Genomic DNA, 20160 nt, shown 5'->3' with positions numbered 1-20160 from the left:
CTTAGAATGGGAGCATAACGTCCAGAATTTGCTGTCCGTAACGCGGCTGCTGGACATCGGTTATCTGTCCACGTCCGCCATAGGAAACGCGGGCGGATGCGATCTTGTCGTAGGTAATTTCATTTTGGCGTGAAATATCTGCCGGCCGGACATAGCCCGTTACCAATAACTCCCGCAGTTCAAAATTCACCCGTAATTCCTGTGAACCAGAGATCGACAAGACACCATTCGGTAAGACATCAATGACAGTAGCAGCCACCCGCAAGGTCAGCTTTTCATTTCGCTTGACCGATCCATCTCCCGAAGAGCTGCTGCTGGAATTTATGCCCACCAGATCAGCCGAGCTTGCTCCTTCTGGCAAACGGTTGTCCAACCTTTGGGGGAATCCGATGAAGTCAGGCACGCCGAGGTTTTCAGCACCGTTGCGCGAACGATCTGTTGCGTTTGAAATCTCAGCTCTTTCATCGATCTCGATCACAACCGTCAGGATATCGCCGCGCTGCATCGCGCGCCTGTCCCCTAACAAAGACTGACGTGTTCCGGACCAAAGCGATGCACGGTCGACCAATCTGACCTCCTCAATTCGCAGGGGCAAGCCTGGCTCGACCATCGCTGTATGCTCTGCGGTTTCGCGGGCGGGGTTGAACGCAGGCGGTTTCCCAATTTCGTCAGAAGTGGTGCAGCCAGCAATGACAAGTGCCGTTGCACAAATGTACAATTTAAAGTTTCTCATGCGGTTTCCTATCGGCTGACCTGAATACTGCCGTCAGGTTCCACCTGACCAAAAAGTGTGGTGCGGGATGACAAGTTCATAATGCGCACACGGTCACCGGCAGCCCCGCGCTCAAGCGCCCGACCTTCGGTAAGAATTTCAAGACCATGCGCTTGAAACACGACGCGTACCAATTGGTTGCGCGTCACAATGGCCGGTGGTCCGATATCGTCAATGCCGATGGGCCGCCCGGGATAAAGCACCACGCGCGCCTCTTGTCCGACAACATCCGGCAATCTTACGTAGCCCGCCGTTTGGTTGTTTTCTACCAAGGTGACATCCGTCTCGAGAATGATCGCTTCTGCCCGGATCGTGCGGGTCGGTACCACGGTATCGGCCCATGCAGGCATGGCACAGCAAAGACAGAGAAGGCTGCGCAAAATCATCAGCGGACCTGCGTCGTTGCGCCCATCATCTGGTCGGCAGCAGAGATAACCTTGGCGTTCATCTCATACCCGCGCTGCGCCTCGATCAGCTCGGTTATCTCGCGCACCGCATCAACAGAGCTGTCCTCAAGGTATCCTTGTCGGACAATGCCCAATCCGTCTTGGCCGGGGGTTGATACCAGTGGTGGCCCAGAGGCTTCGGTCTCCGAGAACAAGTTACTGCCGAGCGCTTCGAGCCCTTTTGCGTTCGAGAATCCAGTGAGGTTGAACTGCCCCAACAGCTGACCCGCCGCATTGTCTTCGAAATAGGCATAGACCTCGCCATCGGCGTTGATCGAAATGTCGCGGGCATCTTCCGGAATAACAATTTCGGGGGCAATCGGATGGCCGTCCGAGGTGACAATCAACCCTTCGCCAGTGCGTTTTAGTCCACCATCTCGGGTATAGGCCGCTGCACCTGAGGGCAGCGTCACCTCCAGGAACCCTTTGCCGTTAATCGCGATGTCCAGATCACCACCCGAGGCGGAAAGACCACCTTGGGCCAGTTGAACGGAAACGGCGGCGGGACGCACGCCGAGGCCCAGCTGAACACCCGTTGGTAATACTGTACCATCGGATGCGTTGATGGCACCCGCGCGAGACATCTGCTGGTAATGCAGATCCGCAAACTCCGCCCGGCGTGCATTGTAACCGGTTGTCGACATGTTCGACAGGTTGTTTGAAATCGTTTCCACCCGCATCTGTTGGGCGGACATGCCGGTTGCGGCAATTTTGAGGGCACGCATGAATGTTTCCTTCTGTTCGGTTAGGTCATCAGCGACTTAAGCGCCGTGCGGACACGTTCGTCTTCTGTCTCAAGAAAGCTCTGGCCGAGTTCATAGGCGCGCTGCACCTCGATCATCCGGGCCAGTTGGGTGATGGGATTAACGTTCGAATTCTCGACAAAACCCTGCAGTACGCGAGCCGTTTCGGCAGGTTCGAACCCATCGTCCGCACGAAACATCACGCCATCCTCCCGCACCATATTGATAGGGTCGAGCGGGCGAACGACGCCGATCTGGCCAAGCGGATTGCCATCAGCGCTGAGCGTGCCATCAGATGACACGGCGATATTGCCACTGGGCGGTACAAAGATCGGCCCGCCGCCCGCATCCAGAACGCGAAAGCCGTCGTAGGTTACCAAATCGCCCTCCGCGCTAGGGGAAAATGCCCCTGAACGGGTTAACCGTTCGCCCTGAGGCGTTTCGATCAGAAAAAATCCGTCGCCTTCAATCGCAAGGTCGAAAGGCGCGTTCGTTTGGGTCAATGTGCCTTGCGCAAAAGAGGTGCTGTGCACGTTCCCCTGGCCCATCGAAAGCGATGCACCGCGGTCCACCGGCTTAACATATTCTGAAAAAATCAGCCCTTCCGCACGGTACCCCGTGGTTGCTGCGTTCGCGATATTGTTAGCGACGATCTGCATTTCCCGGGCAAGACCCGACTGTCGGCTTAATGTCGTGTATCCGGCGTGTTCCATTTTATCCTCCAATCACCAGTGGGATGATACGGTCGTGAAAAAACGAGATGAGAGTTTGGGTCATGAAGCCCATCGAAAGCCAAAACACCGCGCCGATCGCCGCGAGTTTCGGTACGAAAGTCAGCGTCATCTCCTGGATGGAGGTAAGCGCTTGGATCAGTCCGATGGAAACACCTGTCAAGAGTGCGACCGTGAGGATTGGTAAAGAGATCACCATCCCCACCCAAAGACCCTGACGTAGAGTGTCAAAAAACAGGATCTCGTCGAGCATCAAACCGGCATCCTGAGAATCTCCTGATAGGCTTCGACGACTTTGTTGCGCACCGTGACCGCGGTTTCGACAACGAGCTCTGTCTGTGCCAAAGCAGTCACGAGCGAATGCGGGTCTGCCCCGCCGATCATCGCGGCTTTAGATGTTTGCTCGCCCTCCGCCAAAGCAGCTGCAAAATCTGTTGCGACGCCTTTCAACGCCGCCATCGCGCCTGTGGCGGGGTTGGGTTCGGTCGCCGGGCGGGCGGCGGCATATTTCTGGGCTACTGAAAGTCCTTTGATTTCCATTCTGGAACTCCTTTATTTTGCATCAGTTCTGCGCGGCTTTACCGACGCAGAAGGTCCATCAATCCCGAAGACATCTTTCGGGTTTGTTCAAACATCTTGAGATTTGCCTCATAGCTGCGCTGCGCCTCGCGGGCGTCTGCCAATTCAATCAGCAGGTTCACGTTCGATCCGTCGTATTGACCCGCCTCGTCAGCCAGCGGATGGGACGGATCGTAAATTGTCTCGAGCTCAGTCTTGTCCAATCGGACCCGCCCAACCGCGACTTCGGATACGGCGTCCCGATCTTTCAACGCGGTCTCGAAAGAGATTGTTTTGCGTCGATATCCGGGCGTGTCCGCGTTTGAAATATTCTCGGATAAGTGCCTCAGACGGGCCGCCTGCGCCCTCAGCCCACTTGATGAAACACTAAGTGCTTTTGCAAATTCGCTCATATACCCCCCCCCTCAAGTCATACGGATGCTGGTGCGCAGCACCGACAAAGCTGTCTTGTAAATGGCGAGCGCGCGATCATGCTGGCGTTTGGCATCCACGGATTTGAGGGTTTCCGTTTCAAGCGAGACCTGATTGCCGTTCGGGCTGGCTTGATCGCGCTCGACAACGGCGGCAGTCGGCATTGAGCCATTCAAAGCACCGTGTAGGTGTTGGGCGCGGGTCGCCCTTTGCGCTCCTGCGTTATCTGCGGGCACATACGTATTCGCAAAGTCCGCTATGTCGCGGGCTTTGTAGTTCGGCGTATCCGCGTTCGCCACGTTCTGCGCAACGACCGCCTGCTTTTGTCCGGCATGCCGTGCCATCGCGGCTGACATCCTGAAGATATCTATGTTTTCAAACATCGGGGTTTCTCCCTCGACCGATTTCAACCAAGACTTAACCCCGATTCCTTTAGAAAGGGTGAGCAGACTTCAAAGGAATCTCATGACCACTGCGGATCAATTGAGCGGACTTCGTGCCCAGATCGAAACGCTAAAGGCCGTACGCCCTGTGGGGCGCGTGGTTCAGGTGCGTGCCGGGGTAATTGATATCGCCGGACTGGGCGGCGTCGCACGAATCGGGGATTGGCTTTCGATCCAGCGCAAAGAGCTCCCGGCGTTAGCCTGCGAGGTGGTGCAGTTGAAGAACGATACAGTTGTCGCGCTACCTGAGCAGGCACCAGACGGCATCGCATTGCAAAACCGTGCCATTCTCTCCGATGACGGGGTGATTGCGCCAGCTGATACATGGATGGGACGCATTGTTGATCCGTCCGGGCGACCGCTGGACGGCAAACCCCTACTACGTGGCGCTCTTGCACGACCGCTGCGTCGGGCCCCTCCGGATGCGGGCAGCAGACGTGCGTTGGGTGTGCGGCTGCACACCGGCCTTGCGGTTACAAATACCCTTTTGCCGCTCGTGAGGGGACAGCGGATTGGGCTTTTCGCTGGATCTGGCGTTGGCAAAAGCAGCCTTTTAGGAACACTCGCGCAAAACGTAGAAGCAGATGTCGTCGTCATTGCGCTGATCGGCGAACGCGGGCGCGAAGTGCGCCATTTCGTCGAACAAGTCCTCGGGGAAAAAGGGTTGAAACGCAGTGTCATAGTCGCGGCCACTTCCGATCAATCCGCGTTGCAGCGGCGACGCTGCGCCTGGACTGCAATGGCCGTAGCCGAACACTTTCGGGATGCTGGGCAATCCGTTTTGCTGCTCGCCGATTCGATTACGCGATTTGCGGAAGCACACCGCGAAGTGGCCGTTGCTGCAGGCGAAGCGCCGGTGCTTCGGGGATATCCGCCGTCCACTGCTCATATGATTATGTCTTTGTGTGAACGGGCCGGTCCAGGTCAGGACACACAAGGCGATATTACCGCGCTGTTTTCCGTTCTCGTTGCTGGATCAGATATGGATGAACCTATTGCAGATATATTGCGTGGCGTTCTGGACGGACATATCGTGCTTGACCGCAGCATCGCAGAACGCGGGCGTTATCCGGCAATCGATGTCCTGCAATCCGTTTCCCGTAGTTTGCCAGAAGCAGCCTCAGTCTCGGAAAATGTGCTTCTGCACCAAGCGCGCCGGATGCTGTCACTCTATGATCGGAACGCCATCATGATCCGCGCCGGTCTATATACGCAAGGCAGCGACCCAGAGTTGGATCAGGCTATTGCACTTTCGGCAGATTTGGATGCCTTCTTGGCCCAGCCTGCTACACATGATTGCGCGCACAGCTTCCAGCAACTGGGTCTTATTTTACGCCGGGCCAAGTCAGCGGGAAATTCTGCGCACCAGCGGCCGGCACCATCCCCATCTGATGGAACTTAATGTCAACCTTGCAAAAGTGTCAGCGCAATTGAAGACCCAGACATGCTCGCATCAAGGGCACTCAACTGATCTCGGACAATGAACTTGGTGATGGCATCCTGAACCATGTCAGGATCGTCAAACATGGCAAGATCGTCTGTGCCGAAAACCGAAACAGCGCGGTCTTTGAACACCCCCAATTGTTGGTCGATATCAATTTGACCAATACTGCTAGGGAGATTGAACGCACGTTCGAATAATTCGCGCATGGGCGGATCGCTCAGAACGGTGAACCATTTCGTATTTATTGATGCATCTCTCGCAGCAAGCTCGGGTAACTCGCGCTGAGCATAAAGTGCGATGCGCAATGCATTATCCTGTGTCCCTGCGGCGACTTCGAAACTAGCTGCCTTGTATCGCGCGATGATGTCCTCGGCAAAATTGCCCGTCCCTATTTGGTTCGAGGCAGCCGGGCCGAAACCGAAGGCATCGGACAAATCCTGGTACCGGCTGTCAGACAGCCGAACCGCAAGGGTGTCGCTGCTGGCAGTGCCCTCTTCCAGAACCTTCTGGATAAAATATCTATTGTTGATGTCATCCTGCAGACCGAATGCACCCAAAGCAACGCTGAGCAAACGCCGGTCCGAAACCAGTTCCTCGGCACTGGATATCTCCGAAATCTTATCGGCGAAATACTCTGTGTCCCGCTGAAGAACGGTAGATTGGTTAAAGCTGGCGAATTGAGAATCGTACGTGCGCTGGAGAAAGCGCCATCCTGTCAGACCGCTGGCTGGAACGACTGGCTGGTACATCAGCTTGGCCTGATCGCCAAAAGGCGATCTTCCCGAGGCAACATGCCGCGCAGCGACTTCAGCGCGCGATAATGTTGTCCATCGATTACCGCTTCACTGGCCTCCGCCAAAATCCGACGGCTATCAATATCCTGAAAAACCTGGCTTAATTCTTCGACCTGTCGCAACAACCCATGATGCGCTTTACGCGAACTGGTGTCCCCGGAAAGGACCATTTGAATGGCTAGGCAAGCACGGCGTACAGGTGTCGTCGCCTGATCCGGATGTATTGCGTCGCGCAAACGTAGAATATGTGCGTCGGGCGTCATGATAGACAATCTGCTACGCCGATCGCCATTCTCGATCACAGCACCGTTGATCAAGACGCGCTCCTTCGGACTCAGCTTGAGAACCAGACCGCTCATTGGTCAATCCCCGCTGGCTTCAGCCCTCGCAGGATAGCCGTATTGATTTCGAGAAGAGCGATGGCATTATCCTCGCGACGTATCACTTTGCTGGTGTGGATATCTGTAAATTTGGCAAGATAGAAAATGCGCGCACGCAAATCTTTCGGCAATTGGTTGTCGGGATCTGCAACATCGACAGCTAAGGCGCGCCATAAATCCCGGTTTTCATGCAGGGCTTCAACGATATCTCCAAATTTGTCGCTCTCGATCGCTCTCTTGAGACGAAAGGTGATCCTTGCGATGACGTCGTATTCGATACTCCGCGCGGATCGGATCGGCGCAGAAGTCGGCGCATAGGCGTGTTGGGCTCTTAATGATGCGTTCACGTTAAACCTTACCTTTTATTGAATGGTACGCGGGTGTCGGGGGAAGGATGCTCCGCCCCCCGATCCCAATGGCTTAACGGAAGAGAGACAGGATCGTCTGCGGTGCCTGGTTGGCGATCGACAGAGCCTGAACGCCCAGCTGTTGCTGAGTTTGGAGTGCCTGCAAACGCGCGGAGGCAGCTTCCATATCAGCATCGACCAATGCGCCAATACCAGCCTCGAGAGAGTCACTCAGCTTGTTGACAAAAGTGGCCTGGTTATCAACCCGACTTGCCGCGGCGCCGATTGTGGACGCACCGGTCAAAGCCGTCGCCAGAAAGGCCTGGATCTCGCCGAATGCTGTTGCTGCGTCTGCGGAGGAAGCAATCGCAGTCATCCCTGCAACATCAATGTTGGCTTCGAAATCGAGGTTTGCAACAGAGATAGTATCAGTAGTTGCTGCAGCTGTTCCAACGCGGTTGACAGATGATACAATCGTCAGTGGGTCGCCAGCGGAAGACAGCAGGTTTACGCCGTTAAACTGTGCCGCTTCAATCGTATCGGTAATCTGGGCTGCTTTCTGCACCATATCCGCCTGGATTTTTGTGAAGTCAGCCGTTTCGCTACCCCCGGCAACCGCAAGCGCTTCCATCTCTTTCAGCGTTTCGACGATTGATTCAGCACCGGCGGAAGCAACACCCAAAGTCGCTTCGCCAACCGCAAGCGACTTGGATACCGCAGCAAAACCGGCAACATCCGCTTCCATCACTTTCGAGATCGACCAAATGGCCGAGTTGTCTTTGGCAGACCCGATTTCCTTACCAGTCGCAATCTGATTTTGCGTGTCGGACAGGTTGGAGTTGATGGATTTCAGAGTCTGAAGTGCAACCATTGCACCATTGTTAGTAAGAATGCTCGACATGAAGCTTTTCCTTTAGTCATTAGCGCTTTGCGCCTGTGATGCCCGGCCCTGGATGGGATAGACGACATGTCTTTCTGACGAATGCATTCGCTTGAGTTGAAAGCGATGCGCCACCCGACCTCGGATGCACGCTCAGATTTGGACTAGAGTTGTTAAGGGTTCCTGAATATCGACGGCGCAATTCAAACCGTTTTTAGTCAAACGCTTATGCACGTCGTTCAACAGAGCAGTCGGTAGTGCCGGCCGGCAGGTTATGCCGCTTGCCATCCGCCCCATAGGTTTCCAGCGCACCCTTCACTTCGCGCAAACGGGCCATCCGTTGCGACACTGTGCGGATACCGTCCAGCGCACCATTCAGCAGCAGCTGATTCCGCTTTACCTTGCCATCAAGCATCTGCATCAGCGGAAGATCCGTTTGTGCTTCGGCGTTCAACGCCTCTATCAATGTCTCTTTAGGCACCAGGAGTCCGGCCAGCTTTTCCAGATCGCCTTGCAAAAGCGCTTCGCGTTCTTCGTCCAGCAGATCGTTCAATTCATCTGTGGTGGCTTTACGTATCTTGTCTGTCATCTTGCTGCTCCTTCAAAGCTTCGTAAATCGATTCGCTTAGTCCGATACCGCCCGCACGGACCATTGCCATCGCGTGTTCCTGGACCAGGAAAGAGGCAAATTGGTCTTCTCCCGCACCACCGCCGAATTCTTCTCTCGAGGTCCCAAACCCTGCTGCTTTCAACATTTCTGCAAGGAAACTCGCCTCCAGCTTCTCGGCAGCTTCAAGGAGTGGCGCATCTCGTATCGCCATGTTTGATTTTGCGGGTACGGCGCGGATCGGGTCCATGGTTGGTCCTTAAATTGCGGTCTATTTTGTCGATCATGCGCCTAATCCAGTAAACAACTGGTAACGATGTGCGGCCATAAGCGTTTCAAACGGAGAAGAACTCCCGGAGAACACTGTGCAGTCAATTCTTAATCTGACCCAGCAATCGGCAAACCCATCGACGGGGACAACTCAGGAATCACGCCAGACTGACAATTTTGCGCTCGATGAGAGGGCACAGGCGGATGTGGCTACCTTTGACGCCGTTTTTCAAGCAGCGTCACCTGTGCCAATTACAAAAGCAGCTCAGGGCAAAACCGAATTGGCGCAGGCAACCGATTCAGACACGGATGCACCACCGGACATAGATGCGGATGACGCCAGTTCGAAGCCGCGCGACGAATCCGGGCTGAATTTGCCTCAATCCAGCAAGCCCAACCAAACGACGGCACTAAAGGCCGAAACATTGCCGCTGCGCACCAACGCTATGGCGAATGATGTACCAGAAACGAGGGTCTCGTTGGACATGAGTAAGGTTTCTGTTCTGAACCTTCCGGCAAACCCTCCTGTGACCGAAGGTGGTGCCACGCGCGAAATGGGGCACGCTATTCAGCCCATCACCAGCACATCAATGCCCGATGCAGCGGTTCCGAAGCCTAATGATGCACACCAGGTAGGCGGAAAGGCCACTGAGGCCAAAGCAGTCCCCCTCTCATCTGAAACCCCAACTCAGAGAATGGCAGCATCAAAGAGCAAAATTGACTCATCTCTACGCAGTTCAACGCCAGCGCCGGCACCATCCCTACCGACTGAAAACGCCTCAGGCGTCAACGCACACAGATATAATCTGAATGGATCATTCATTGCGCAAGCACCACTAACAGAGATGTCTCAGAACCCGAAAGCATCAGAGGCTGCTTTACAAGATGCGACACAGCAACTGAAAACCGCCACATCAACACAACCTGCTAAACCCAAGCCCCAACTTGGATATAAGAGTATGAGCCTGCAAACTCCTGCATTATATGGCAGGACGACCGCCGCAGTAGCATCCGAAAACGTGACAGCCAATGCGCAGATTGGGCCGAAAGTTTTGGCTGGTAGCGGGGTATTCACAATTGCGCCCCCTCTCGCCCCGGTGCCCCCCCTGCCAGAAGCGAAACTGAATACAGCATTCGCAAGCGACATTGATCCACTAACCGGGCTTCGTGCCGATGCGGCCACGATCCAAGCAACGCAAGGAACGACACCGCTGACACGCACTGACATGCCGCAACATCTGTCCCGACAGATCGTTGAAGCTTTACAGCACATGCCAAACCGACCGGTTGGGATATCGCTCAGCCCCGAAGAGCTTGGTCGCGTACGGCTTGCCCTTTCCTCTTCCGAAAGTGGCATTGTGGTCAGCGTACTTGCCGAACGTCCTGAAACGATGGACCTCCTGCGCCGTCATATCGCCAGCCTGGAAACCGCGTTCGAGAATATCGGGTATAGTGATATCGCGTTTTCGTTCTTCGGCGATAATCCAGATCAAACCGGCGATAGCGGCGAGACCGGTTCTCATCAGACGTCTAAAACGACAATCAACGAAATCCAGCACGACGCTGCTGCACATCAGATCGATCTTACTCTCGCGGCCACTGTCGGCCTCGATATCAGACTTTGAACGGGACAAATCATGGACATCAATGCTCTTGCCGCCAGCGCGGCGACCTCCGGCAGCACCAGTTCAGCCGCCGCCGAACAGAACAATAGCGTGCTGTCATCGGATTTTGAGACATTTCTCAAAATGCTGACCGCGCAAGCCAAGTATCAAGATCCGCTGGAGCCGATCGATTCGTCTGAATATGCTGCGCAACTGGCGCAGTTTTCCATGGTGGAACAACAGGTCCTTTCAAACGACCTGCTGACTGCACTGACCGCACAACTTGGTTCAAGCAATCTGGCCCAGATGGCCAGTTGGATCGGTATGGAAGCATGCACCACTGCGCCGGTCTATTTCGATGGCTCACCGATCCAGATCAACCCGAATCCCGCGGCCATCGCTGACGAAGTCTTTCTCGTGGTACGGGACGGGTCAGGTCAGGAAGTGCAGCGTTTGTCCATTCCAGTGTCGGCTGAACCTCTTGATTGGGCCGGTGTCTCTGCTGACGGGGAACCCTTTGCCAACGGGGTCTATAGTTTTGATATCGAAAGCCGCGCTAATGGAGAGATTATTCTGGTGGAACCCACCGAAACCTTTGCTCGCATTGTAGAAACTCGGCTTGAGAACGGCGCGCCCATCCTAATTCTCGAAGGCGGAGCGGCGATTTCTGCCACTGATGTTTCCGGTTTGCGCGAACCCTTGAACAGCTAGAGGTCTGACAGGGCAAACCCAGCATAGGCGAAGGGCATGATGGCGCGGCGAAAACGCCCAAGTTCGAACTTCGCCAAAGGACATTGTATCGCTTTGGGATAGACCCGCTGGGGCGTTTGGCCTTGCACCAGATCGGACAGCAAAGCACCACAATAGCTTGCCATGGCGACGCCATTCCCGTGGTAGCACAGGCTGGTAAACATGCCCGGCGTTTCGGGTACGGGACCAACATAGGGCATCCTGTTTCTCGCTATACAAACCATACCAGACCAACCATGTGGCGTATCAATGTCCCGCCACGCAGGGAACATCCGGTCGAAATCCGCTCTTGCCCGTGCAAGCGCTCTGGCTTCTGAACTTTCGTGCGCCATCAGCCCACCGCGCACACCGAACAGCATGCGGTTATCCGGCATCAGCCGAAAGTAATGCAATAGATGACGTGTGTCATAGGAGGCTTGCCTACTCGTCCACCCCTGCGCGCCCAATTCTGATTGGGTCATGGGGCGGCTGACGATAACGCTGGATTGCGTTGGCATATAGCGCCCCGCCAGCCAGTCAGGCAAATCTTCAGCAGAGTAGCCGTTCGTGGCGATAATTACCTTTTGCGCGTTCACACTGCCTTTGGAAGTTCTTAACCGATAGCGGCCAGTCTCCTGCAACACATCTTCGACGGCTGTGTTGTGGAATATCTCTGCGCCCGCATCTTCTGCTGCCTGCGCCAATCCGATGATGTATTTTCTCGGGTTCAGGCCGAAACCGATGGGCACGGTTAGCGCGCCATGAAATCCCGCGTTCATCCCTTCGGTCGCAAGCTCGGCAGGACTTGTTAGGCGGGCCTCAAGACCGTAGCTGTCAGCATAGTACTGCACGTCCCGGCGCATGCGGGCGAAGTCGCGGGGCCGATGGGCGAATTGGGTTTCTCCGTCAGAATGGCGGTCCACATCTATCCCGAACCGATCCAGTAATTCTTCGACCAGACGGATGGCATCCATCTCGGCTTGCCGCCAATCAGCGCGCCCTTGCTGTCCAAAATCACGCTCAAGGGCTGCATTTTCCAGCATCCCACCACCGAGACAGCAAAATCCGCCATTCCGACCGGACGCGCCCCAGCCAACATATCGGCTTTCTAGCACCGCGACCGATACGCCGGCTTCTGCCAAATGCAACGCCGTAGATATACCGGTGAAGCCGCCGCCGACGATAGCCACGTCACAATCGATGTCTTTTTCTAAGGCTGAACGGTCAGGCAGCGCGCAGGTTTCATCCCACCAACATCCCGCACGCGGTCCGTCAGAATAGGCAAAGTCAGGATAGATACGCCGCATCAGACCGGCGCACGTTCTGCCGCCTGCGCCTCTTTCTGCGCACGGATCACACCTTGCTTCGTCACGAGCGAGGCCGTCACGACGCCGATGGTCACGATCAGAATCATGATCGTGGACAGCGCGTTGATCTCCGGCGAAACACCCAATCGCACGGCAGAGAAAATCTTGATCGGCAGTGTCGTGGCGGCGGGGCCTGCTGTGAAAGAGGCTATCACCAGATCATCAAGGCTGAGTGTAAAGGCCAGTAACCAACCCGAGATCACCGCAGGCGCGATGATCGGCAGGGTCACCAGACGGAACGCTTCCCAAGGGGTAGAGCCCAGATCAAGCGCAGCTTCTTCAAGCGATCGGTCAAAACTGACCAGCCGGGAAGAGACAACAACGGAAACATAGCACATTGAAAAAGTGGTATGAGCCAGCACAATGGTCAGCACGCCGCGGTCCAATCCGATGCCGATGAACAGCAGCAAAAGCGACAGGCCGGTGATCACTTCGGGCATCACCAACGGCGCATAGATCATGCCTGAAAACAACGTGCGTCCCATAAAACGTCCGCCGCGCACCAGCACATAAGCGGCCATCGTGCCCAGCACTGTTGCGATGCTTGAGGAGATGACAGCAACTTTCAGAGTCACCCATGCGGCGTCCAGAAAGGCCTCGTTCTGCAACAGCTCTCCGTACCATCTGACAGAAAACCCGGCCCAGACAGTAACCAGTTTCGAGGCGTTGAAGCTGTAGAATATCAGCACAAGCATCGGCAAATACAGAAAGGCAAAGCCCAGCGTCAACGAGGTCACATTGAACCACGACATGCGCTTCATTGTTCAGCCTCCTGCTGCTTTTGCTGGTTGCGCTGGAACAGGACAATCGGGATCACAAGGATCAGCAATAGAATGATCGCCACCGCCGATGCGACAGGCCAGTCGCGGTTATTGAAGAACTCTTCCCACAGCACTTTGCCAATCATCAGCGTCCCGGAACCGCCCAACAGCGAAGGGATCACAAATTCGCCCAGCGCCGGGATGAACACAAGGAAACACCCCGCGACAATCCCGTTCTTGGACAGTGGAATGGTGACCAACCAGAAGGCTTGCGTGCGCGTGCATCCCAGATCCTGCGCCGCCTCGTCCAGCGAAGCATCCAGCCGGTCGAGGGCCGCGTAGATCGGTAGAATCATAAATGGCAGGTAGGTATAAACGATGCCAATATAGACCGCTGTGTTGGTGTTCAGGATCGTCAGCGGCTCCCCGATCAGACCCAGCCAGATCAGCAGTTGGTTCAACAGCCCCTCGTTGCTGAGGATGCCCATCCAAGCATAGACGCGGATCAGAAACGAGGTCCAGAACGGCAGGATCACCACCATCATCAATGTTGCGCGCCATTCATCCGGGGCTTTGGCCATGCCGTAAGCAATGGGATAACCGACAAGCAGCGTCAGCAAGGTCGAGATCAGCGCGATGCGCAAGGAACTAAGGTAAGCTTTCCAATACAGATCATCCTGTGTCAAAAAGACGAAATTCTCGAAATCCAGTTCGGCGATCAGTGTTCCGATCCCGTCTTTCAGTGTCGGCGCATAGGGTGGAATCGCCAGTGCCGCATCGGAGAGGGAGATTTTGAGAACGATCAGGAAAGGTGCGAGAAACAGCAACACCAACCAAAGATACGGGATCGCGATCAGGGCAAAGCGGCGCATCAGTCAGCGTCCTCCGGCCGCATTAATCCCGCCCTGCACATCATCATTCTGCCAACATCACGCCAGCTGTGGCGTTCCATGATATCCACACGGGGTCTTCCCACGTAATGTCACGCCGGGCGATGCGACGGGTGTTTGCCGTCTGCGCTTTGATCACCTGCCCGCCCGGCAGTTCAACGTGGTACGTGCTGAGGTTACCAAGATAGGCGATGTCGAGCACCTTGCCTTGCACCTTGTTGTCAGCATCGACAGGCTGATCGGTCGAGATGCGAATTTTTTCTGGCCGAATTGCCAAATGTGCCTTTTGCCCTTCACTGAATGTAATGTCCGATGTCGCGGTTACGGGCTGCTGACCCTCCGCCCAGCTCAGGCGATAGGTGTCCGTTCCAGACGCGTTGGTCTGTCCGCTGATGATGTTTACGTCACCGATGAAATCCGCCACATAGACTGAGTTGGGATGTTCATAGATCGCCGCCGGGGTCGCCACCTGCATGATGCGACCCTCGTCCATGACCGCCACACGAGAGGCAACAGTCATCGCTTCTTCCTGATCATGGGTCACGATCACAAAGGTAGTGCCGGTGGTTTCCTGAATGTCCATGAGTTCAAACTGCGTGTCCTGCCGCAGCTTTTTGTCCAGTGCGCCCAGGGGTTCATCCAGCAACAGCAGCTTGGGCGCCTTAGCCAACGACCGGGCCAGCGCCACACGCTGCCGTTGTCCACCCGAAATTTGATGCGGCTTGCGACGTGCAAACTTCTCCAGCCGGACCAGCTTGAGCATCTCGTCCACGCGCGCGTCGATTTCCGCTTTGCTCTTTCGATCCCGCTTGAGGCCAAAGGCGATGTTATCCCAAACGCTCAGATGCGGGAACAGCGCGTAAGACTGGAACATCATGTTCACTGCGCGCTCGTTGGGAGGGACATGGCCGATGTCCTGGCCAGCCAATTCGATCTTGCCCTCGCTGATCGTTTCGAACCCGGCCAGCATCCGCATCATCGTGGTCTTGCCGCAACCCGAAGGTCCGAGCAACGCAAAGAATTCCCGCTCGTAAATATCAAGCGTCAGATCGTCGATGGCGACAAAGGTGCCGAACCGTTTGGTGACGTTTTGAAACCGGATCAAAGGCTTCTCGGTCGGATCATCCCAAGGGGCGAATACGGTCTGGCTCACGCGGGGCATCCCTGTTTGTGCGGGCAAGTGAATGGGGCGCGACCGGTGTTGGCCGCGCCCCGTTTCAGATCAGGTACCTGACTTGATCTTGGTCCACATGCGCGTCACGCCACGCTGCACCTTGGGGCCATAGGGCGAGGTCGTATAGAGGTTATCGAGCGTTGCCGCGTCAGGATAGATCGCGGTATCGCCGATCACGTCTTCCTCAAGAAACTCTTGGGACGCCTCGTTGCCATTGGCGTAATAAACATAGTTCGACGCCGCTGCCATGTTTTGCGCATCCATAATGAAGTTCAGGAAGGTATGCGCCGCTTCGGGGTTTGGCGCATCAACCGGAATCGCCATGTTGTCGAACCACATCAGCGCACCTTCCTTTGGCGCATAATATTCGATCTCAACACCATTGTCGGCCTCTGCCGCACGGTCGCGTGCTTGCAGGATATCACCGGACCAGCCCACTGCAACGCAGATATCACCGTTGGCCAGCGCGTTGATGTACTCAGAGCTGTGGAACTTCTGAACATAGGGAGCAACAGCGGTCAGAACCGGCTCGGTCTTACCGATCACTTCCAGATCCTGGCTGTCGGGGTCTTCACCGATATAGGCCAGCGTGGCGGGGATAAGCTCTACCGGGGCATCAAGGAAATGAACGCCGCAAGATGCAAGCTTCTCCATGTTGGCGGGGTCGAGCACGAGGGCCAGAGAGTTTACCGGCGCATCTTCGCCCAGCACTTCCTTGACCTTGTTGATATTCACGCCCAGCCCGGTTGTGCCCCACATATAGTTGATCGCATAGGCAGCTTCAGGGTCGTATTTCGTGAGCCGGTCGTTGATCACACTCCACATGTTTTCGATGTTCGGCAGTTTTGATTTATCCAGCTTCTGAAAGGCACCCGCGGTGATTTGGCGCTGCAAAAAGGTGCCCGACGGCACCACAACATCATAACCCGATCCACCAGCCAGCAGCTTGGTTTCCAGCACTTCATTGCTGTCGAAAACGTCATAGATAAGGTCGATGCCTGTCTCTTCTTCGAACTTCTCCAGCAGACTTTCGTCGATATAGTCGGACCAGTTGTATACGCGGACTTCATCGGCGGTCGCGGCACCGGCAAAAAGCGCTGCGGCGGCAACGCCACCAAGAATACGATATGTCATCTAAAACTCCCATTGTGACCGGGTTTTCCCGGCATTGGATCAATTTGATCAAGTTTTGCCTCTTACGGCAAGATACTTTATGGTTTCACGCAGGACGCAGAGGTGCAAGCTGCGTCGATGTGCGCAATGAACAGGCAAGCTTTGATGAACGTAGATGTGATCACTTCGACCAATCCGTTTTCAGGCAGTGAGACCGGCAAGACCCCGGCACATCAGACCGTGTACGAAAAGCTGAGGCTGACGATTCTGTTCGGTGATCTGGCACCCGGTCAGCCCGTTACCATTCAAGGGCTTACCACACAGCTTGGGGTCGGCATGACCCCGGTGCGCGAAGCTTTGCGCCGTTTGATTGCCGAAGGGGCGTTGACCCACCAGGGCAATCGCCGCGTCAGCGTTCCCGTGCTGACCGTGGCTTGCGCCCAAGAACTCGCTTTCATGCGGAAAACTCTTGAGCCAGAGCTGGCCCGCCGGGCAGCTGCACGCATGGGGCCCGATATTCTGGCTCGCCTGCGCGACTGCGATGATGACCTGAATCAAGCCATCGCGCAGGGCGATGTTGGCGGCTACCTGACCCACAATTATCGCTTTCACGCCTTGATCAATGATACAGCAGACGCCCCCATCATGGCCGCCACAGTAGACAGGCTCTGGTTGCGGTTCGGGCCTTCTCTCCGCGTTGTCTGTGGCCGCTTTGGCACCAGCAATTTGCCTGACAAACACGCCGATTTGCTTGCGGCCTTCGCGCAAGGCGATACGGACGCGGCAGGGCGCGCTATGGCCGAAGATGTCGCGCAGGGGGCGCAGCAGATCGAGATGGCCCTGACAGAAGACAGCGTGCCGCGGCGATTCGATTGACTTCGCATAATTTGATCATATTCTGACGCAAAGCTGTTTTCCCCTTTGCATAGGTCCAGAATCATGTCCGCCATCACCAACCATCTGCCCACTGCCGAGCTTCAGGCGCTGGACGCCGCGCATCACATGCATCCGTTCACAACGGGCGACGAGATCAACGCCAAGGGCGCGCGGGTCATTACCCGCTCCAAGGGGGTTTTCCTGACCGACAGCGACGGCAACGAAATCCTCGATGCGATGGCCGGTCTGTGGTGCGTGAACCTTGGCTATGGCCGCACCGAGATGGGTCAGGTGGCAGCACGACAGATGAACGAACTGCCGTTCTACAATACTTTCTTTCAAACGACCCATGTGCCCGTGATCGCGTTGTCTGCGGAATTGGCCAAGATCGCGCCGCCACATCTGAACCACATCTTCTTTGCCGGATCGGGGTCAGAGGCAAACGACACCAACCTGCGGATGGTTCGGGTCTATTGGGCCGAAAAGGGCCAGCCGGAAAAGAGCCATGTGATCAGCCGCAAGAATGCCTATCACGGGTCTTCCATGGGGTCCGGCTCTTTGGGAGGCATGACCTATATGCATGCGCAGGGCGGTATGCCGATCCCGGGTATCCATCATATTGGTCAACCCGATTGGTGGGCTGAAGGCGGCGATCACACACCCGAAGAATTCGGCCTTGCCCGTGCGCAGGAACTGGAAGCAAAAATTCTTGAACTGGGTGCCGAGAACGTCGCTGCCTTTATCGGAGAGCCGGTTCAGGGTGCGGGTGGCGTGATCATCCCGCCCAGCACCTATTGGCCTGAAATTCAGCGCATCTGTAAAAAGTATGACGTGCTGTTGATTGCAGACGAGGTGATCTGTGGCTTTGGCCGGACCGGCAACTGGTTCGGTTCAGAAACCATGGGCATCACGCCCGACATCATGACCATCGCCAAGGGGCTGTCGTCCGGCTATGCGCCCATCGGCGGGTCGATTGTATCGGACGAGATTGCAGAAGTGATCAACGCCTGCGAATTCAACCACGGCTATACCTATTCCGGCCATCCCGTCTGTGCTGCTGTGGCGATGGAAAACCTGCGCATCATGCAAGAAGAGGACATTCTTTCGCATGTCCGCAACGTGGCGGCCCCTGCCCTGCACGCGGCGCTCGAAGAACTGGGGGAGCATCCCCTTGTGGGCGGGGTAAACAAATGCGGGATGATGGCATCATTGCCGCTGACGCCGCACAAGGAAAGCCGCGCCAGGTTTGCGGGCGACACAGGGACCGTCGGCTACATGTGTCGCGAGCATTGTTTCGCCAACAATCTGGTGATGCGCCATGTGGGCGACCGGATGATCATCTCACCCCCGCTGGTGATCACACCAAAGGAAATCGACGTTTTCGCCACCCGTGCTAAGCAAGCGCTGGATGCGACTTACAAAGACCTCAAAGATAAAGATATGCTCAAAGCTGCATCCTGAGCCGGATGTAGGGCGGGGTGAACCCCGCCCTACAATCCGCGCAGCCGGTCGAGCACCATCAACGAAGGGTAGCCGTCTGACAACACGCCCTGCGACTGCTGAAACCGTCGCACGGCGTCGATGGTCAATGGACCCATTTTGGCATCAATCTTGACCGTGTCAAAGCCGGCTGCGGTCAAACGCTCCTGCAACTCGATCCGCTCGCCCTTGCTAAGCGCGCGCAATCGTCGGGGCCAGTTGTGCGCGATGGCAGGACCACCTTCGATCCGATCGCTCAGATGCCCAACGCCGACTACATAAGCGTCTGCGGTGTTGTACTTCTCCAAAACTGCGAAGTTAGAGAAAATTAGAAAAGCCGCACCTTCGGCACCTCCTGGCAGCAGGACCGAAGCCATACCGTGGGCATCCTCGAATTCACCCGAGCCAGGTGTCACCCCAAGGGCAGCCCATTCGCTTGGCAGTCTGGTGATCTTACGGTCTGCCAGCAATACATCGAACCCCTTAGGCAACTGCACCTCCACCCCCCAAGGCTGGTCCGCCGTCCAGCCAAAGTGTCTGAGGTAGGCGCCCGTCGAAGCAAGGGCATCTACCGGATCATCACCCCAGATGTTGCGCGTTCCGTTGTTGTCGAAATCAACTGCGTGAGCCTGAAAAGAAGAGGGCATGAATTGCGTATGCCCCATTGCACCTGCCCAGCTTCCAGTCATCTGTCCCGGTGAGACATCGCCATTCTGCAGGATACGCAAAGCATCAATCAACTCGCTTTCAAAAAACGCGGCCCGCCTTCCGTCAAAAGCCAATGTCGCCAGACCGTTGATAACAGGCGCGGACCCGCGAAAGGTGCCATAAGCGCTTTCTAGGCCCCAGATCGCAACCACGACTTCTTTTTCAACGCCAAACTGCGCCTCGATCCGATCCAGCGTGGTGTTCCATTTTGCCAAGGCCTTCCGTCCGTTGGCAATGCGCAGGTCGGACACAGCGGTATCAAGGTAATCCCAGATCGTCTTGGTGAACTCGGCCTGATTGCGGTCGCGTCGGATGATGTCGCTGTCGTATGTCAGACCGCGCATGGCAGTATCAAAGGTAGATGCCGCAATGCCCTGCTTCAAAGCGCGGGCGCGAAACGCCTGAACCCAGGTCCGCAAACCTTGCGTGCTGGGTGCGGCAGCTTTTGGCGTCTCGGATGTCGCTTGAACGCTCCGCTCTGCTGGCCTGATGGACTGCATAGGGCCCGTCGCCATCGCCGCCCCTGTCGACAAGAGGATTGCAGTAACCGTTGCAAGAGAAACTGAACGCCGCATGAAACCGCCTTTTTCCCGTTACGCTAATCTAAGCCCG

Annotated in this window: 25 protein-coding genes; 5 read left to right on the top strand and 20 right to left on the bottom strand. The window is 55.9% G+C overall.

The window, feature by feature from the left end; genetic code table 11:
• Position 1 precedes the first annotated feature (1 nt).
• The 8 genes from flgH to Z945_RS0110035 are packed head-to-tail and all read right to left on the bottom strand — an operon-like array spanning position 2 to position 4065.
• Positions 2–733, bottom strand: a complete 732-nt coding sequence (gene flgH / locus Z945_RS0110070) for a flagellar basal body L-ring protein FlgH (RefSeq protein ID WP_025051981.1) — start codon at positions 731–733, stop codon at positions 2–4.
• 8 nt (positions 734–741) lie between these two features.
• Positions 742–1158: a flagellar basal body P-ring formation chaperone FlgA gene (gene flgA, locus Z945_RS0110065; RefSeq protein WP_025051980.1), complete on the bottom strand. Its 417-nt coding sequence runs from the start codon at positions 1156–1158 to the stop codon at positions 742–744.
• The gene (gene flgG, locus Z945_RS0110060) at positions 1158–1943 is read right to left on the bottom strand and encodes a flagellar basal-body rod protein FlgG (RefSeq protein WP_025051979.1); all 786 of its coding nucleotides are present in this window, start codon (positions 1941–1943) and stop codon (positions 1158–1160) included. The genes flgA and flgG overlap by 1 nt, the downstream gene beginning before the upstream one ends.
• A 20-nt stretch (positions 1944–1963) precedes the next feature.
• Positions 1964–2674: a flagellar hook-basal body complex protein gene (locus tag Z945_RS0110055; RefSeq protein ID WP_025051978.1), complete on the bottom strand. Its 711-nt coding sequence runs from the start codon at positions 2672–2674 to the stop codon at positions 1964–1966.
• Position 2675: 1 nt separating this feature from the next.
• Complete coding sequence (locus Z945_RS0110050) at positions 2676–2945, bottom strand: flagellar biosynthetic protein FliQ (RefSeq protein ID WP_025051977.1); 270 nt, start codon at positions 2943–2945, stop codon at positions 2676–2678.
• Positions 2945–3232 (bottom strand): flagellar hook-basal body complex protein FliE, encoded by a 288-nt coding sequence (fliE, locus tag Z945_RS0110045; RefSeq protein WP_025051976.1) that lies wholly within the window; start codon positions 3230–3232, stop codon positions 2945–2947. The genes Z945_RS0110050 and fliE overlap by 1 nt, the downstream gene beginning before the upstream one ends.
• Before the next feature lie 38 nt (positions 3233–3270).
• Positions 3271–3663, bottom strand: coding sequence for a flagellar basal body rod protein FlgC (flgC, locus tag Z945_RS0110040; RefSeq protein ID WP_025051975.1), 393 nt, complete (start codon positions 3661–3663; stop codon positions 3271–3273).
• Positions 3664–3675: 12 nt separating this feature from the next.
• Positions 3676–4065, bottom strand: a complete 390-nt coding sequence (locus Z945_RS0110035; RefSeq protein WP_025051974.1) for a FlgB family protein — start codon at positions 4063–4065, stop codon at positions 3676–3678.
• An 82-nt stretch (positions 4066–4147) separates the two neighbouring features.
• Here Z945_RS0110035 and Z945_RS0110030 point away from each other — a divergent pair, with 82 nt between their 5' ends.
• Entirely contained in the window at positions 4148–5527 is a 1380-nt protein-coding gene (locus tag Z945_RS0110030; protein ID WP_025051973.1) for a FliI/YscN family ATPase, read from the top strand.
• Positions 5528–5529: 2 nt separating this feature from the next.
• Here the strand turns inward: Z945_RS0110030 and Z945_RS0110025 are convergent, their stop codons facing one another.
• The 6 genes from Z945_RS0110025 to Z945_RS0110000 form a co-directional block, all read right to left on the bottom strand.
• On the bottom strand, positions 5530–6318 hold the full coding sequence (locus Z945_RS0110025) for a DUF1217 domain-containing protein (RefSeq protein WP_037970838.1): 789 nt from the start codon (positions 6316–6318) through the stop codon (positions 5530–5532).
• Positions 6318–6722: a flagellar biosynthesis repressor FlbT gene (flbT, locus tag Z945_RS0110020; RefSeq protein ID WP_025051971.1), complete on the bottom strand. Its 405-nt coding sequence runs from the start codon at positions 6720–6722 to the stop codon at positions 6318–6320. Before flbT ends, Z945_RS0110025 begins: the two co-directional genes overlap by 1 nt.
• Positions 6719–7090 carry a flagellar biosynthesis regulator FlaF gene (flaF, locus tag Z945_RS0110015; protein WP_025051970.1) on the bottom strand — a complete coding sequence of 124 codons (372 nt, stop codon included), beginning with the start codon at positions 7088–7090 and terminating at the stop codon, positions 6719–6721. Before flaF ends, flbT begins: the two co-directional genes overlap by 4 nt.
• Before the next feature lie 73 nt (positions 7091–7163).
• On the bottom strand, positions 7164–7991 hold the full coding sequence (locus Z945_RS0110010) for a flagellin N-terminal helical domain-containing protein (protein WP_025051969.1): 828 nt from the start codon (positions 7989–7991) through the stop codon (positions 7164–7166).
• Positions 7992–8196: 205 nt separating this feature from the next.
• Positions 8197–8559 (bottom strand): flagellar protein FlgN, encoded by a 363-nt coding sequence (locus Z945_RS0110005; RefSeq protein ID WP_025051968.1) that lies wholly within the window; start codon positions 8557–8559, stop codon positions 8197–8199.
• Positions 8540–8827 carry a rod-binding protein gene (locus Z945_RS0110000; RefSeq protein WP_025051967.1) on the bottom strand — a complete coding sequence of 96 codons (288 nt, stop codon included), beginning with the start codon at positions 8825–8827 and terminating at the stop codon, positions 8540–8542. Before Z945_RS0110000 ends, Z945_RS0110005 begins: the two co-directional genes overlap by 20 nt.
• A 115-nt stretch (positions 8828–8942) precedes the next feature.
• Here Z945_RS0110000 and Z945_RS0109995 point away from each other — a divergent pair, with 115 nt between their 5' ends.
• Positions 8943–10472 (top strand): flagellar hook-length control protein FliK, encoded by a 1530-nt coding sequence (locus Z945_RS0109995; protein WP_025051966.1) that lies wholly within the window; start codon positions 8943–8945, stop codon positions 10470–10472.
• A 12-nt stretch (positions 10473–10484) separates the two neighbouring features.
• The gene (locus tag Z945_RS0109990) at positions 10485–11162 is read left to right on the top strand and encodes a flagellar hook capping FlgD N-terminal domain-containing protein (protein ID WP_025051965.1); all 678 of its coding nucleotides are present in this window, start codon (positions 10485–10487) and stop codon (positions 11160–11162) included.
• On the opposite strand, the gene Z945_RS0109985 is transcribed toward Z945_RS0109990, so the two are convergent.
• The 5 genes from Z945_RS0109985 to Z945_RS0109965 are packed head-to-tail and all read right to left on the bottom strand — an operon-like array spanning position 11159 to position 16506.
• Positions 11159–12487 (bottom strand): NAD(P)/FAD-dependent oxidoreductase, encoded by a 1329-nt coding sequence (locus tag Z945_RS0109985; RefSeq protein ID WP_025051964.1) that lies wholly within the window; start codon positions 12485–12487, stop codon positions 11159–11161. The two genes, Z945_RS0109990 and Z945_RS0109985, sit on opposite strands and share 4 nt — an antisense overlap.
• The gene (locus Z945_RS0109980) at positions 12487–13308 is read right to left on the bottom strand and encodes an ABC transporter permease (RefSeq protein ID WP_025051963.1); all 822 of its coding nucleotides are present in this window, start codon (positions 13306–13308) and stop codon (positions 12487–12489) included. The genes Z945_RS0109985 and Z945_RS0109980 overlap by 1 nt, the downstream gene beginning before the upstream one ends.
• A complete protein-coding gene (locus tag Z945_RS0109975; RefSeq protein ID WP_025051962.1) occupies positions 13305–14180 on the bottom strand; it encodes an ABC transporter permease subunit in 876 nt (291 codons plus the stop codon). Before Z945_RS0109975 ends, Z945_RS0109980 begins: the two co-directional genes overlap by 4 nt.
• Before the next feature lie 43 nt (positions 14181–14223).
• Positions 14224–15360, bottom strand: a complete 1137-nt coding sequence (locus tag Z945_RS0109970; RefSeq protein WP_420911457.1) for an ABC transporter ATP-binding protein — start codon at positions 15358–15360, stop codon at positions 14224–14226.
• Between the two features lie 60 nt (positions 15361–15420).
• A complete protein-coding gene (locus Z945_RS0109965; protein WP_025051960.1) occupies positions 15421–16506 on the bottom strand; it encodes a polyamine ABC transporter substrate-binding protein in 1086 nt (361 codons plus the stop codon).
• A 144-nt stretch (positions 16507–16650) separates the two neighbouring features.
• Here Z945_RS0109965 and Z945_RS0109960 point away from each other — a divergent pair, with 144 nt between their 5' ends.
• Together Z945_RS0109960 and Z945_RS0109955 are read left to right on the top strand one after the other, a co-directional pair.
• Positions 16651–17361, top strand: coding sequence for a GntR family transcriptional regulator (locus tag Z945_RS0109960; RefSeq protein ID WP_025051959.1), 711 nt, complete (start codon positions 16651–16653; stop codon positions 17359–17361).
• 63 nt (positions 17362–17424) lie between these two features.
• Complete coding sequence (locus Z945_RS0109955) at positions 17425–18822, top strand: aspartate aminotransferase family protein (protein WP_025051958.1); 1398 nt, start codon at positions 17425–17427, stop codon at positions 18820–18822.
• A gap of 29 nt (positions 18823–18851) precedes the next feature.
• Here Z945_RS0109955 and Z945_RS0109950 read toward each other — a convergent pair whose 3' ends face one another.
• Positions 18852–20123, bottom strand: coding sequence for a lytic murein transglycosylase (locus tag Z945_RS0109950; protein ID WP_025051957.1), 1272 nt, complete (start codon positions 20121–20123; stop codon positions 18852–18854).
• Positions 20124–20160: the final 37 nt, after the last annotated feature.

Origin of the sequence: Sulfitobacter noctilucae (assembly GCF_000622365.1) — a bacterium.
Taxonomy (GTDB): domain Bacteria; phylum Pseudomonadota; class Alphaproteobacteria; order Rhodobacterales; family Rhodobacteraceae; genus Sulfitobacter; species Sulfitobacter noctilucae.
This window is presented reverse-complemented; position numbering and strand designations above follow the sequence as displayed.

Coding starts and splice junctions, on each gene's coding strand:
- flgH (WP_025051981.1), bottom strand. CDS start 733: ATGAGAAACTTTAAATTGTACATTTGTGCAACGGCACTTGTCATTGCT.
- flgA (WP_025051980.1), bottom strand. CDS start 1,158: ATGATTTTGCGCAGCCTTCTCTGTCTTTGCTGTGCCATGCCTGCATGG.
- flgG (WP_025051979.1), bottom strand. CDS start 1,943: ATGCGTGCCCTCAAAATTGCCGCAACCGGCATGTCCGCCCAACAGATG.
- Z945_RS0110055 (WP_025051978.1), bottom strand. CDS start 2,674: ATGGAACACGCCGGATACACGACATTAAGCCGACAGTCGGGTCTTGCC.
- Z945_RS0110050 (WP_025051977.1), bottom strand. CDS start 2,945: ATGCTCGACGAGATCCTGTTTTTTGACACTCTACGTCAGGGTCTTTGG.
- fliE (WP_025051976.1), bottom strand. CDS start 3,232: ATGGAAATCAAAGGACTTTCAGTAGCCCAGAAATATGCCGCCGCCCGC.
- flgC (WP_025051975.1), bottom strand. CDS start 3,663: ATGAGCGAATTTGCAAAAGCACTTAGTGTTTCATCAAGTGGGCTGAGG.
- Z945_RS0110035 (WP_025051974.1), bottom strand. CDS start 4,065: ATGTTTGAAAACATAGATATCTTCAGGATGTCAGCCGCGATGGCACGG.
- Z945_RS0110030 (WP_025051973.1), top strand. CDS start 4,148: ATGACCACTGCGGATCAATTGAGCGGACTTCGTGCCCAGATCGAAACG.
- Z945_RS0110025 (WP_037970838.1), bottom strand. CDS start 6,318: ATGTACCAGCCAGTCGTTCCAGCCAGCGGTCTGACAGGATGGCGCTTT.
- flbT (WP_025051971.1), bottom strand. CDS start 6,722: ATGAGCGGTCTGGTTCTCAAGCTGAGTCCGAAGGAGCGCGTCTTGATC.
- Z945_RS0110010 (WP_025051969.1), bottom strand. CDS start 7,991: ATGTCGAGCATTCTTACTAACAATGGTGCAATGGTTGCACTTCAGACT.
- Z945_RS0110005 (WP_025051968.1), bottom strand. CDS start 8,559: ATGACAGACAAGATACGTAAAGCCACCACAGATGAATTGAACGATCTG.
- Z945_RS0110000 (WP_025051967.1), bottom strand. CDS start 8,827: ATGGACCCGATCCGCGCCGTACCCGCAAAATCAAACATGGCGATACGA.
- Z945_RS0109990 (WP_025051965.1), top strand. CDS start 10,485: ATGGACATCAATGCTCTTGCCGCCAGCGCGGCGACCTCCGGCAGCACC.
- Z945_RS0109985 (WP_025051964.1), bottom strand. CDS start 12,487: ATGCGGCGTATCTATCCTGACTTTGCCTATTCTGACGGACCGCGTGCG.
- Z945_RS0109980 (WP_025051963.1), bottom strand. CDS start 13,308: ATGAAGCGCATGTCGTGGTTCAATGTGACCTCGTTGACGCTGGGCTTT.
- Z945_RS0109975 (WP_025051962.1), bottom strand. CDS start 14,180: ATGCGCCGCTTTGCCCTGATCGCGATCCCGTATCTTTGGTTGGTGTTG.
- Z945_RS0109970 (WP_420911457.1), bottom strand. CDS start 15,360: ATGCCCCGCGTGAGCCAGACCGTATTCGCCCCTTGGGATGATCCGACC.
- Z945_RS0109965 (WP_025051960.1), bottom strand. CDS start 16,506: ATGACATATCGTATTCTTGGTGGCGTTGCCGCCGCAGCGCTTTTTGCC.
- Z945_RS0109960 (WP_025051959.1), top strand. CDS start 16,651: ATGAACGTAGATGTGATCACTTCGACCAATCCGTTTTCAGGCAGTGAG.
- Z945_RS0109955 (WP_025051958.1), top strand. CDS start 17,425: ATGTCCGCCATCACCAACCATCTGCCCACTGCCGAGCTTCAGGCGCTG.
- Z945_RS0109950 (WP_025051957.1), bottom strand. CDS start 20,123: ATGCGGCGTTCAGTTTCTCTTGCAACGGTTACTGCAATCCTCTTGTCG.